This window comes from Vibrio sp. B1-2, from assembly GCF_963888445.1.
GTDB lineage: Bacteria > Pseudomonadota > Gammaproteobacteria > Enterobacterales > Vibrionaceae > Vibrio > Vibrio anguillarum.
In genome coordinates this window covers 301,456-314,959 of sequence record NZ_CAWPJH010000041.1, presented here as the reverse complement: position 1 = coordinate 314,959, position 13,504 = coordinate 301,456, and the positions used below count along the sequence as shown (strand labels likewise).

The following is a 13,504-nucleotide window of genomic DNA, read 5'->3' as shown; positions in this document are numbered from 1 at the left end:
TCCATTCAATGTCCAATTTGCTTTCCGTGCCGACCATTCATCCTGAGCAGTCGTCTCTTCATCCTGAAGATGACCAATCCGTGGTGCTTTCCTGTTCCGTGTCAGAATCCTTCCGACAAGGTTCATATTACCCATCTCTAATTTATCGGCAATGCTAGAGAAACGCTTTTTTCGCAAAGGGTTTCTCTATATGGTTATTATTTTATTTAAAATCAATCAGTTAAGTTTTTTGGTGTTGATTTTCCTACTCAAAAAGCGATATTTGCTCACTCGCTTGTAAGAGATCTCGCACAAAAATGGGCGCGAATCGCTGCATCAATGGCTAAGGCTAAGCAGCGCTTGCAATAAAATAAGTCCACCGATGAGCGTAAAAATGATGCCACATACCGCATCAATATACACAGTGAGTGATTGCAAACGTTTTTGTAGGCGGGCGGTGGAGAGCATCCACGCCAAGGTTGAGAACCACATAAAAGAGAGCCCCCAAAGAATCAGCAAGGCGATACCTTTACCTGAAAAGGACATCCCCACAGGCACTAAACTCGACATTAAGCTGATAAAAAAGACCAAAGCTTTTGGATTAAAAATATTGGTGATAAAACCGCGGGAAAAGGCTTGGCGTTGATTTTCGATCAGCTTGTCGCGCTCATTGTTGACTCCGACAGCTTGTGGCGATCGCCAGGTGGTGTAGATGGATTTGAGTGCGCCCAAGCCTAAATAGAATAAATACCCCCCGCCGGCCAGTTGCACCATCGCAAACAGTGCGGGTTGTTGATGCACCAAATAGCTTATCCCTGTGAGGCTAAGCAATGAGTGAATGACAATGCCACATGATAACCCTAGCGCAATAAAAACTCCGGTTTTGCGACCGTAACGGGTGGCATTTTGTACCACCAGTGCCACATCTGGGCCGGGGCTTAGTAATGCCATAAAATGTACGCCAGCCAATGTGGCCAATATGGAAAGTTCGTTCATGTATTCTCCTCATGTTTTACGGTGAGTATGCGTGGAGAAAACGTGCTTGCCTTGTAAATTTCTGACAGTTTGGTTAGTAAAGTGTGCGATTGATAGCGGAGGGTGGCAGGCCAAAGGTTGCTTTGAACGCCTTACTGAAATGGGCTTGATCATAAAAACCGACTTGATAGGCGACTTCAGTGCTAGAGGTGCCGGTTTTCAACAATTTCATCGCTTGCTCTAAACGTAAACGCAATAACCACGCATAAGGTGTGATGCCCGTTTGCGCCTTGAAATGGCGCTGAAACTGAGTGGGTGAAAGCTGGCAAAGCTGAGCGAGTTGCTCAAGGCGGATTGGTTGGTCGAGTTGACTGAGTACCCACTCTTTCAGCGTGGCGAGGTTGCGCTGGCCAAGCGGTTTAACCTCCGGCAGTTTCAAGTGGCTATAGCGTTCAAGTAAAGGTGTGAACCCTTGGTAGGGTAAGCAATCTTTAGCGAGTTGACTGAGCTTATCCTGCTTCATGGTGTGATGAAGTTGCAGCAGTGAGCAAAAAAGTGGCGCGTCATCGACTATTAACTGCTCAAAACCCAGCACTTGTTCAATCTGCTTGGCTTCTAAGGTTTGCTGTAGCCAAGTAGGTTCAATAGCAAACACTTGCACTTGGTAGCCAGAGCCATTGTGTGCTTGCCCATCGTGCAGTTCATCTGGCGACATCAGAACTACGCCGCCCCGTTGTACCTGATGCCAAGCGCCTTGGTGGTAGAAGCGCTGCGTTCCTTGAGTGATAAGGCCAATATGAATATCAAGATGGTAGTGGCGATCAAACGCAAACTGACGATAGTCTGCATCAATCAGACCGATCGCAGGATAGGCCGTTTGGCTGTAGCTCACTTTATCCATAGAGACCAAAATTTAGGGTTGAATAATGCAAGCTTAGCCAGCCATGTCGCCACTGTCTTGTAAAAAATGATCACAGTGCCCTCGATCGCTTTGACGAACGAGGGGAATAAACAATCCTAATTAAACGGATGCCCGTTGAGCGCGTCGCGCGGTCCGGCCTGTTTTTAAACCATCAAAACTGAACAGCAACAATGCAGCCCAAATAAAGGCAAAAGTAATGGCTTTATCACTAGAGAAGGCTTCACCGTAAACCAAGACAGCGAGCAAAAACATCAAGCTTGGGCCGATGTATTGGAAGAAACCCAGCGTTGAAAGTTTTAAACGCGTTGCTGCTCCTGTGAAACAAAGCAAAGGCAAGGTCGTGATGACGCCAGCTGCGATCAGCAGTAGGTTGAGGTTAAGCGGATTGAGCGCCATATCTGAAGTTGGCGAGCTGGCGATAAACAACAGATAAATCAACGCCGCGGGCAACATTACCAAGGTTTCGATAAACAAACCTGTTTGGGCATCAACCGCCACTTTTTTACGCAGTAAGCCATACAAGCCAAAAGTGGTAGCCAAAGCGATGGCGACCACAGGAATCGAACCAAACACAATTAACTGAATGGCCACACCAATGGTGGCTAGCGCTACCGCGACCCACTGCAGTTTGCGTAATCGCTCACCAAGAAAAAGCATGCCGAGCACCACATTGAGCAGTGGGTTAATGTAATAGCCTAAACTGGCATCTAACATATGATTAGCATTGATCGCCCAGATGAAAATTAACCAGTTCACCGCAACCAGACAAGCGGTGGTCATTAGATAGATCATCTTTGATTTATGAGTAATCACACTGCGTACACTACGCCAGTTGCGGCCAAAATGAAGTAGTGCTGCTAACAAGAAAAACGACCACACTACGCGGTGAGTGAGGATCTCAAGTGCAGGAACATTGTTGATTGCTTTAAAATAGATCGGTGCGATGCCCCACATAGTGTAAGCACCAATAGCGAGTAAAACGCCTTGTCTGGAGCGTTGTTGTTCTTCTGCGGTCATGATGAATTCTCAAAGGAGTGAAGTGCTGAGCCAGCGAAACGATTCGACAGTATATACTGTTCCTCAAGTAAGTTGCAGCTTTGTTAATCGACCGCCTACTCGGGAGTTTGAGTGGCGAATAATGGCCGAGAATCAAGTGATTCGCTTTACCGCTACATTTTGCGGTTTTATTCACCATCGAACCCCACTACAATAAGACGCTTTGCGGTATAGCGGTTGCTCTACCCCTTTTGTTCACCCTTGGAAATTTCATGACCGCAACGTTAATGGCTCAACAAACCGATCCTCAACCTGATACACCGCACAGTATTTTACAGACTGTGTTCGGTTATCAGTCGTTTCGTGTCGGCCAGCAAGAGGTGATTGACGCTTCGTTAGCGGGGCAAGATAGCTTAGTTATCATGCCAACGGGTGGCGGGAAATCGCTCTGTTATCAGATCCCTGCGTTAGTCAAAGAGGGCATCACTTTAGTCATCTCGCCGCTCATTTCGTTGATGAAAGACCAAGTGGATCAGCTCAAAGCCAACGGTGTCGCGGCTGAGTGTATTAATTCAAGTATGTCACGTGAGATGCTGATGTCGGTGTATAACCGAATGAACGCGGGGCAACTGAAGCTGATTTACGCGTCGCCTGAGCGCGTTTTGATGCCCGATTTCATCGAACGCTTGCAGCAGTTGCCATTGGCGATGATTGCCGTGGATGAAGCACACTGTATTTCTCAATGGGGGCACGATTTTCGCCCTGAGTATGCGGCGTTAGGCCAACTTAAACAGCATTTTTCACACGTGCCTTTTATGGCACTGACGGCAACGGCCGATGACGCCACGCGCGTGGATATTTTGCACCGTTTGCAGTTGCAAGAACCGCATGTCTATCTGGGCAGCTTTGATCGCCCTAATATCCGCTATACCTTGGTCGAAAAGCACAAACCGGTTTCACAGGTGATCCGCTATCTTGATACGCAAAGAGGACATTGCGGCATCATTTACTGTGGCAGTCGCAAAAAAGTAGAAATGCTGACAGAAAAACTGTGCAACAACCATTTACGAGCAGCCAGTTACCATGCGGGTATGGACGCTGATGAGCGCGCTTATGTGCAAGAAGCATTTCAGCGTGATGACATTCAGATAGTAGTTGCTACCGTCGCATTTGGAATGGGGATTAATAAACCCAACGTGCGTTTTGTGGTGCATTTTGATATTCCGCGCAACATCGAATCTTACTATCAAGAGACCGGGCGCGCAGGGCGAGACGGTTTGCCAGCCGAAGCGATGATGCTCTATGATCCGGCCGACATCAGTTGGCTGCGTCGAATGTTAGATGAGAAGCCGGAAGGGCCACAAAAGCAGGTGGAAAGCCATAAGTTGGGCGCGATGAGCGCTTTTGCTGAAGCACAAACTTGTCGCCGCCAAGTGTTGCTCAATTATTTTGGTGAATATCGAGACAAACCTTGCGGCAACTGCGATATCTGCCTTGATCCCCCCAAGCATTTCGATGCCACGCAAGAGGCGCAAAAAGCATTATCGTGCGTTTATCGCGTCAACCAAAGTTTCGGTATTGGTTATGTGGTGGAAGTGATGCGCGGTATGCAAAATATCCGTATTCGTGAAAATGGCCACGACAAGCTCACTACTTACGGCATTGGTCGCGATCATAGCCATGATTATTGGGTGAGTATTTTCCGTCAGTTGATCCATAAAGGGTTGTTGCAGCAAAACATTACTCGCAATTCGACCTTGCAGTTGACGGAAGAGGCGCGACCGCTGTTGCGTGGAGAAATGCCATTAGAGTTAGCTATTCCACGCTTAGACACAGCCGCTCGTGCGGCGAAATCAGATAAGTTATCCAACAAAAACTACGACAAACCACTGTTTGCCAAATTGCGTAAATTGCGTAAATCGATTGCTGATGAAGATGGCCTACCGCCTTACGTGGTCTTTAGTGATGCGACCTTAATTGATATGGCGGAAATATTGCCCACTTCGTACGGAGAAATGTTGGCCGTTAACGGTGTTGGGCAGCGCAAGCTTGAAAAATACGCCGACCCATTTTTAGACCTGATTCAGGAGCACTTAACCCACTATGGCTGAGTTCGGTTTAGCACACAATTTACAAGATGAAGGGCGACTCGTCTTGAGTACACCGCGTTTTGATGTCGATACTTTTCCTGCACTAGGCGAGCGTTTGGTCAAGCAGCTTTCGGCTACAGTGATAGAAAAACAGTGGGATGCGGACGTTCACTCATGGTTGATTGATTTTGAAGGTTGCTTACTTTTTCTCAAAGCTGAGCATTACAGCGAGTCGGTTTGGCTTGAAGCACTTGTCATCAAAGAGAGCCAAGAAGAGTTGGCGTTTCTCGCGCAATTATTAGCGCGAGGTTTCTAAGCGTGTAGATCAACTCTGCATATCCGCCTTTTGGTCCTTCATTATTAAGCTGCCATTGCTTATGATGAGGCAAACATCAAGGAGGCTGGCGTGAAATTTGAATCGATTCATCAAGAAGTTATCTCCGTTGAGCGTTTTACATGGCGCTGCTTACGCTATGCGGCGATCGCTGCGTTACTGCTGTTGACTGGCCTCATTCCCGGAGTGGTGGGTTTTGTCTACCTAGCTGATCTCCCGGCGGCGCAAGCGTGGTTGAATGCGCTTTCGATGGTCAGTGGTCTCGAACTTCCCTACCCGATAATCAATCTGCATCTTGCGCCGAGCTTGCATCTCTTTTTAGCCTTTTACAGCTTATTTATCGAAACGGTCTTTTTCGTTTCATTGGCCACCCTATTTGCGCCGATCATTCATCGCGTTTTTCATCGCATGCACTGCATTGAAGAGAGCGATTAGTTCCGTTAAAAGATTTGACGAATATCAGATGAAATGTCTTGGATCAATTGACGCGCCGACTCGTCTCTTTGCTGTACAAGAGTAATAAACAACAGGTCGGTTAGAACGTTCTGCGCGGTGCGAGAGGCGATGGATGAGCTGCGATGTTCATTTTCATCGGCAATCGTATCAAAAGAGAGATCGGCTAATTCACGTAATCGATTTTTCTTCGGAGAGGTGAGCGCGATAACGCTTGCTCCTTGCTGCTTGGCCGCTTCGGCGGCAATCAAAATCTCTTTTCTCTCTCCTGAAAATGAAATCACAATTTGAACATCTTGCGCACCCAGCGTGCGTGCGGTGGCGATTTGTACGTGGCTATCTTGTTCTGTGAGCGCGGTGATGCCTAATTTCAGGAGCTTAAAAGCCAAATCTTTTGCGGTGAGCGCAGAGCCGCCGATACCGATAATTTGCACGCGGTTGGCGAGGTTTATCCACTGTACCGCTTGGTTGAAGTGGGGAAATGAAAGCGCGTTGGTGGTGTGAAACATCGCCTCTGTTTTCGCTTGCACTAATTTTTGTGCGATCACCGCCAGTGGGTCGTCAGCCAGAATATTGCTGTGCAGTGGCGTGGTCTGAAACGCCAATTTACGGCCAAGCTCTTCGGCCAGCGCTAACTTAAACTCACTGTAGCCCCTAAAGCCAATTTTCTGGGTAAATTTGACAATGCTCGATTGGCTGACTTTTGCGTGTTCGGCCAATGCTTGGCTGGTGGCGAGCGCGGCTTTTTCTGGATGAGCGATGATCCAATCGGCGATTTGTAATTCACTGCGAGAGAGTTGAGTGCGGCGGCTGACGATTTTATGCATCACAGACATGCGCGATCCTTGTATTTTTTAGAATAAATTATTCCAAATTTAAAATAACGAACATTAGTGTAGTGGCTTGTATTAACTGGCCTTTTGTTCGGAGGCTTAAAAGATATCGGTGCATTGTAGGCCATTATTCCATGTAATGACTGGTCAAAGAATAACCTTTGTTGTGATTTTTGTCACCAAAGTGGAATATTTTATTCCGTAGAATCGCCCTCAGTTCCGAATTAAAACCGAGAAATAGACGATGAACCTAGACCTAACCCTGTTGGTTACCGAAAGCCGCAACCCTGCCAGTGCTGACATTGACACCCTTTCCACCTTAGAGATGCTGCAAGTCATTAACCATGAAGATCAACTGGTCGCGTTGGCGGTTGAAAAAACCTTACCGCAGATAGCGCAAGCGGTGGATGCCATTACCTTGGCATTTCAAGCGGGTGGACGTTTGATCTACATGGGAGCGGGAACCTCCGGTCGCTTGGGGATTTTAGATGCTAGCGAGTGCCCACCCACCTACGGCTCTGATCCTAAACAAGTGGTTGGGCTTATTGCGGGCGGACACCCAGCAATTCTTAAAGCGGTTGAAAATGCCGAAGACAATGTTGAGCTTGGGCAAAGCGATCTGAAAAATATTAATTTGACCCGCAACGATGTGGTGGTGGGTATCGCCGCCAGTGGTCGTACACCCTATGCGCTAGGCGGCATGGCTTACGCTAAATCACTGGGTGCAACGGTTGTGGCAGTAGTGTGCAACCCAGATTGCGCGATGCAGCACGCGGCTGACATTGCCATTGTGCCTGTGGTGGGCGCGGAAGTGGTCACGGGCTCTTCACGTATGAAAGCGGGCACGGCGCAAAAACTGGTGTTTAACATGTTAACCAGCGGTGCGATGATTCGTTGCGGTAAAGTGTTTGGCAACCTTATGGTCGATGTCGAGGCGACCAACGCTAAGTTGATTCAGCGCCAAAATAACATTGTGGTCGAAGCGACAGGTTGCAGTAAAGAGGAAGCAGAACAAGCACTGAGCGCCTGCCATCGTCACTGTAAAACCGCCATTGTAATGATTCTTGCGGGGCTAAGCGCCGAGCAAGCGACGCAAAAACTGGCCAAGCACAATGGTTTTATTCGCGCGGCACTGAATGATCAATAACCCGACTGGATCTATCCAAGGATGTCCCAATGGCAAAAATAACCTCAAATATGATCGCCAAGCTGCTTAGTGCAGTCGGTGGTAGTGGCAATATCGGTAAGTGTGGTAACTGCATGACGCGCTTACGTTTAACATTAAATAATACGGCATTGGCCGATCAGGCTCTGCTGAAAACCCTTCCCGGCGTAATGGGCGTGGTGGAGAGTGACCAACAACTGCAGATCATTTTAGGCCCAGGCAAAGCGCAAACGGCGGCCGATATGATGAATGAGATGATCGCTAACGGTGACGGTGCTGAGACGGATATGGCCGTAACTGCCGATCTATCCGCGATTGCTGCTGAGCAGAAAAAGCAGATGAAGAGCAAACAGACCAGCGGCGTACAACGTTTTTTAAGCAAATTTGCGACCATTTTTACGCCGCTGATCCCCGGTTTCATTGCTGCGGGTTTGTTGCTTGGTTTTGCCACTTTGCTGGAGCAAATGTTCGTTATCGATCAATCGCCTAGCCAGTTTATGCTCGATCTCATTACTTATATGAAAGTGTTTGGTAAAGGGCTCTTTGCTTTCTTGAGTATTTTAATTGGTTATAACGCGCAGCAAGCTTTCGGTGGCTCGGGTGTTAATGGTGCCATTTTAGCTTCGCTGTTTGTGCTGGGGTATAACCCAGAGGCGACAACGGGTATCTACTCGGGTATGAGTGAATTCTTTGGCTTCGCCATTGACCCACGCGGCAACATCATCGGGGTACTATTGGCCTCTATTCTGGGCGCGCAAGTAGAACGTAAAGTGCGTCAATACATGCCTGATGATTTGGATATGATCTTAACCTCTGTGGTGACGTTACTCATCATGGGCGCGGTGACTTTCTTGGTGATCATGCCGATTGGTGGTGAGCTGTTTAAAGGCATGTCATGGTTGTTTTTGAACCTCAATGATAACCCGTTGGGCGCGGCGTTACTGTCGGGTTTGTTCTTAATTTCGGTGGTGTTTGGTATTCACCAAGGGTTTGTGCCAGTCTATTTTGCGCTGATGGATGTACAAGGGTTTAACTCTCTGTTTCCTATTTTGGCGATGGCGGGCGGCGGCCAAGTGGGCGCTTCGCTGGCACTCTATTTCAAAGCGAATAAAGATGCGTTGCTGCGCACGCAAGTGAAAGGGGCGATCATTCCCGGTATTTTGGGGATTGGCGAACCACTGATTTATGGCGTGACCTTGCCGCGGGTTAAACCGTTTGTCACCGCTTGCATTGGTGGTGCAGCGGGCGGTTTCTTCGTCGGCTTAGTTTCTTACCTTGGTTTGCCAGTAGGATTAAATACGGTGTTTGGCCCGTCAGGCATTGTCGCCATTCCATTGATGACTTCCGAGCAAGGGATTTTTGCTGGGATGATGGTGTTTGTTGGCGGTCTTTTAATCTCCTACACTGTTGGCTTTCTCGCGACCTACTTTTTTGGCTGCAAAGATGTCGATTTAAGCTAATTCACCCCCCCCTATGTATGGTATGCAAAATAGTATGCAAAATAGTATGCAAAATACCCAAACTCGGTCAAGTGAGGGTATTGGGTGAAATAGCGCGGCCTTTAGCACATCTTCTTTCTTTGTTGGATGTGTCTAAAGGCCTTTTCTTTGGCCTAAAGAGCATCCACTACGCAAGTTCGCCTATAAAACCACCCGTTTGATGCGCCCATAGCTGAGCATAAACGCCTTGTTGTTGCAGCAACTCTTGGTGTGAGCCTTGTTCAATGATTCGTCCTTCATCCAGCACAATTAAGCGATCCATGGCAGCAATGGTTGATAAACGGTGCGCAATGGCGATCACGGTTTTGTTTTCCATCAGCGTTTCAAAATTTTCTTGAATAGCCGCTTCCACTTCTGAATCTAGGGCCGAGGTGGCTTCATCCATGATCAGAATCGGCGCATTTTTTAATAGCACTCTGGCAATCGCAATGCGTTGGCGTTGGCCGCCAGAGAGTTTGACACCGCGTTCTCCCACTTGAACATCGTAGCCGAGGTTGCCATTCTCATCCTGCAACTGCGCGATAAAATCATGAGCATGCGCTTGACGGCTTGCTTCTATCAGCGCCTCTTCCCCGGCATCTGGGTTGCCATAGAGAATGTTGTCGCGGATTGAGCGGTGCAACAGAGAAGTATCTTGCGTGATCATACCAATGTGTTGGCGCAGTGAATCTTGGCTAACCTGCGAAATATCTTGCCCATCAATGCAGATTTTGCCGCCATTCAAATCGTAAAATCGCAGCAGCAAGTTAACCAGTGTTGATTTACCCGCGCCCGAACGACCTACTAACCCCACTTTTTCGCCCGCTTTTAACTCAAAGTTAAGCGCTTCAAACACAGTGTTTTCTTGTCCATAGTGAAAGTGAACGTTATGGAAGCTGATTTGCCCTTGCGTTACTTGCAGCGGCGGCGCATTGGCTACATCCGTTATGGTCACTGGTTGCGACAAGGTATTCATTCCATCCACCACAGTACCGATATTTTCAAATAGTGCGCTCACTTCCCACATGATCCATTTCGACATGCCTTGTACGCGCAGCGCAATGCTAATCGCAATCGCAATGACACCGACAGTCACTGAGGCATCGAGCCACAAATTGATTGATAAAGCGGCGATAGAAAACAGCAGTAAATAGTTGATGGCGTCAACACTCCACAACAGGCACGTCACCATGCGCATCTGTTGGTACACGGTGTTCAAAAACCGTTTCATGCTGCTTTTGGCGTACTGCATTTCTCGTTGCGAATGGGAAAACAGTTTCACGGTGGCAATGTTGGTGTAACTGTCGACTATGCTGCCCGTCATAGTTGAGCGAGCATCGGCTTGATCGGTCGCCACTTTTTTCATCTTGGGAATGAAATACAATTGAATGATGATGTAGGCCACGAGCCAAATCAGAATCGGGATCATCAAGATGCGGTCAGATTCGCCCATCATCCAAATCATCGAGACGAAGTAGACCGCGATGTAAACCAGTACATCGACCAGTTTCATCACTGTTTCTCGCACGGCGAGTGAACTTTGCATCACTTTGGTGGCGATCCGCCCCGCGAAATCGCGTTGGAAAAAACTGACGCTCTGTTTGAGTAAGTAGCGGTGGATCATCCAACGTATCGACATCGGGTAATTACCCAGTAGCGTTTGGTGCATGATCATGGAGTGGAAGAAAGCCAGCAGCGGCATAATGACCACCACCAGCGCGGCCATTACCCACAAGCGGTCACTCTGATCAGCCCAGAATGTGGCACGTTGTTGGCTGCCAAGCATATCAACCAATTCACCCATATAGCGAATGAGGGTGACTTCGGCAATCGCCACACAAGCACTGAGCAGTGACATGACCAATAACGGTACTTCAAAACCTCGCGTGTAATGACGGCAGAAGGCTAATAAGGAGTTAGGCGGTTGTTGCGGCTCTTCTTTAGGAAACGCCGTCGTGAGATTTTCAAACCATTGAAACATAGGTGATTAACTTATGGTGATGTGCGAGTGAGATTCATTCTTATTTTTATCTGTTAAATATTGAATTTATCAGTAAAATGACGGGCAATAATAATGATAATAAAAACGTTTCTCAAACTAATTAAAGCAGGAGGTATCCTTTAATGGATCTCATTCGCCCAAGCTTGCTGGGGACAGCAATTCACAACATATTAAAAATCAGCGCATTACCTTGTCTGTTCATGGTTTCGGCTACGGCACAAGCTGAGCAAACACCACCACAAGTTTTAGACACGATCGTGGTAACGGCATCGGCATTGAAAGTCGATACCCCGACACAAGAAACCGCAAAGTCGGTCACTGTCATTGAACGTGATGAACTCGACCAGCATAACGTACAAAAACTGGATGAAGCATTGCGCTATACGCCGGGGTACACCTCACCTTATGGCGCGGATAACGACGCCGAGTGGATGTTTGTGCGTGGTTTTGAACCGAGTGTCTATCTCGATGGTAACCGTCTTTATAAAGAAGGTTTCTTTGCTTGGACGGTTGAACCCTTTGGTTTAGAGCGAGTTGAATTGGTGAAAGGCCCGTCTTCGGTGCTGTATGGTGAGTCCATGCCGGGCGGTATTGCCAACGTGGTGCAGAAAAAGCCGACCGATGGGGCGCAGCATTCCGTATCTCTGTCGGTGGGGAATAAAAATTACCAGCAGTTGGGTGTCGATATTGCCGATTGGGCCAACCAAGATGGCAGCCAGCGCTACCGCTTGGTGGCGATGGTTAATCAAAAAGAGGGTGAATTGGATGGCATTAAGAGCCAGCGCGTTTATGTTGCGCCAAGCTATGCTATCGATTTATCAGATCAAACCACGCTAACGCTGATGGCCACTTTCTTGAAAGATAACGGCGTGCCACAAAACGGTTTCTTCCCAAGCGATGGCACATTAGTGGCGCTGCCCAATGGCGAGACGATTGCGCCTAACCGCAACTTTGGCGAGCCGGATCACGATGATTTCGATAAAACACAACTGTCGTTCGGCTACCAACTCTCTCATCAACTGAACGACACTTGGAGCCTCAAGCAAAACTTCAACTACGCCTATGTTGATCTGTACCTACGAAGTTCTTCGGCCTATCAAAATGCTTGGCAAGACAGCGACCCATACACATTGGCACGTTATACCTTGATCAATGATGGTGATGCACACAGCGTAACCTTAGATAACAACGCCCAAGCACAGTGGCAAAGTAGCCAATTTGAGCACCGCTTACTGACCGGGTTTGACATTCAGTATCACCAAAATAAATGGCTGGGTAATGGCACTGGTTCACAGGTGGGCGTGATCAACAGCCTTAATCCGATCTACGGCAATGTGCCTGATCTCTCAAGCAGCTTGTATGACAATGAGATTGTCAAACAGCAACTGGGAGTGTACGCGCAATATCAAACGAAGTGGCAACAGAAATGGGTGCTGAATTTAGGTGGCCGCTACGACAAAATTGATGTTGAAAGCAAAGGTTTGAATAAAGATGAGCTTGATGATGGCCAACTGTCATTAAACAGCGGTTTGATCTATTTAGCCGATAACGGTTTGTCACCTTATGTGAGCTACTCTGAATCTTTCTATGTGATCAGCAGCTTAGATTTTACCACCAACAAACTCTACAAACCCGTTGAGAGCAACCAAACCGAGGTGGGTGTGAAATACATGCCAAGCTGGCTCGATGGCTATGTCAATCTGGCGTGGTTTGATATCGACCAGAAAAACGCAACCGCCTCTACCGTCGGCAGCAATGGCGCGTTAACCACCAGTCAATCGGGCACAAAAACCAATACGCAAGGGTTCGAAGTGGAAGCTCGCATGGCTGTGACAGAGAATCTGATGCTGAATGCCAGCTACACCTATCTCGATGCTCATACGGGTGAAGGAACGAGCCAGAAGCGCAAGTCGATGATTCCGCGCCACTTAGCGACAGGTTGGGCGAGCTATGATTTTGCAGGCCTTGGGATTGAGGGGCTGACGTTGGGCTCTGGCGTGCGTTATACCGGAACGTCTGTGGATGCCTCGCTCGATAAAAAGGTGCCTGCTTATATGCTGTGGGATGCAATGGCAAGCTACGCCATCAATACACAGTGGGATGTGCAGGTTAACCTCAATAATATTTTGGATGACGAGTCCCTTGCTGGTTGTGATTTCGGAACCTGCTATTACGGCGAATCACGCCGTATGGTGGCAAGCGTGAATTACCGCTGGTAAGTCAGCATGAACTCACCTTCGCTGAAGGTGAGTTTGACGGTTTTTGAACATTCCCGCG

11 protein-coding genes are annotated in these 13,504 nt (G+C 48.0%); 6 read left to right on the top strand and 5 right to left on the bottom strand.

From position 1 onward, the window contains the following. Positions 1-315: 315 nt before the first annotated feature. From AACQ75_RS14695 to rarD, 3 genes are all read right to left on the bottom strand, one after another. Positions 316-930 (bottom strand): LysE family translocator, encoded by a 615-nt coding sequence (locus AACQ75_RS14695; RefSeq protein WP_405054802.1) that lies wholly within the window; start codon positions 928-930, stop codon positions 316-318. A gap of 118 nt (positions 931-1,048) precedes the next feature. Next, positions 1,049-1,855 (bottom strand): AraC family transcriptional regulator, encoded by an 807-nt coding sequence (locus tag AACQ75_RS14690; RefSeq protein ID WP_026028188.1) that lies wholly within the window; start codon positions 1,853-1,855, stop codon positions 1,049-1,051. A 120-nt stretch (positions 1,856-1,975) separates the two neighbouring features. After that, complete coding sequence (gene rarD / locus AACQ75_RS14685) at positions 1,976-2,893, bottom strand: EamA family transporter RarD (RefSeq protein WP_013855691.1); 918 nt, start codon at positions 2,891-2,893, stop codon at positions 1,976-1,978. Between the two features lie 251 nt (positions 2,894-3,144). Between rarD and recQ the strand changes: the two genes are divergently transcribed. The 3 genes from recQ (at position 3,145) to AACQ75_RS14670 (ending at position 5,731) form a co-directional block, all read left to right on the top strand. After that, positions 3,145-4,983 carry an ATP-dependent DNA helicase RecQ gene (gene recQ / locus AACQ75_RS14680; RefSeq protein ID WP_170888917.1) on the top strand — a complete coding sequence of 613 codons (1,839 nt, stop codon included), beginning with the start codon at positions 3,145-3,147 and terminating at the stop codon, positions 4,981-4,983. Then, positions 4,976-5,278: a DUF3630 family protein gene (locus tag AACQ75_RS14675; RefSeq protein WP_064626056.1), complete on the top strand. Its 303-nt coding sequence runs from the start codon at positions 4,976-4,978 to the stop codon at positions 5,276-5,278. The genes recQ and AACQ75_RS14675 overlap by 8 nt, the downstream gene beginning before the upstream one ends. 90 nt (positions 5,279-5,368) lie before the next feature. Continuing rightward, positions 5,369-5,731: a hypothetical protein gene (locus AACQ75_RS14670; RefSeq protein WP_017043038.1), complete on the top strand. Its 363-nt coding sequence runs from the start codon at positions 5,369-5,371 to the stop codon at positions 5,729-5,731. 5 nt (positions 5,732-5,736) lie between these two features. Here AACQ75_RS14670 and AACQ75_RS14665 read toward each other — a convergent pair whose 3' ends face one another. Further along, positions 5,737-6,585, bottom strand: a complete 849-nt coding sequence (locus tag AACQ75_RS14665) for a MurR/RpiR family transcriptional regulator (protein ID WP_017045937.1) — start codon at positions 6,583-6,585, stop codon at positions 5,737-5,739. A 241-nt stretch (positions 6,586-6,826) separates the two neighbouring features. Between AACQ75_RS14665 and murQ the strand changes: the two genes are divergently transcribed. Together murQ and murP are read left to right on the top strand one after the other, a co-directional pair. Next, a complete protein-coding gene (murQ, locus tag AACQ75_RS14660) occupies positions 6,827-7,729 on the top strand; it encodes an N-acetylmuramic acid 6-phosphate etherase (RefSeq protein ID WP_170888916.1) in 903 nt (300 codons plus the stop codon). Positions 7,730-7,758: 29 nt separating this feature from the next. Next, complete coding sequence (gene murP / locus AACQ75_RS14655; protein WP_019281275.1) at positions 7,759-9,207, top strand: PTS N-acetylmuramic acid transporter subunit IIBC; 1,449 nt, start codon at positions 7,759-7,761, stop codon at positions 9,205-9,207. 166 nt (positions 9,208-9,373) lie between these two features. Here murP and AACQ75_RS14650 read toward each other — a convergent pair whose 3' ends face one another. Then, positions 9,374-11,206: an ABC transporter ATP-binding protein gene (locus tag AACQ75_RS14650; protein ID WP_017045934.1), complete on the bottom strand. Its 1,833-nt coding sequence runs from the start codon at positions 11,204-11,206 to the stop codon at positions 9,374-9,376. Between the two features lie 143 nt (positions 11,207-11,349). Between AACQ75_RS14650 and AACQ75_RS14645 the strand changes: the two genes are divergently transcribed. Further along, positions 11,350-13,446, top strand: coding sequence for a TonB-dependent siderophore receptor (locus AACQ75_RS14645; RefSeq protein WP_170888915.1), 2,097 nt, complete (start codon positions 11,350-11,352; stop codon positions 13,444-13,446). Positions 13,447-13,504: the final 58 nt, after the last annotated feature.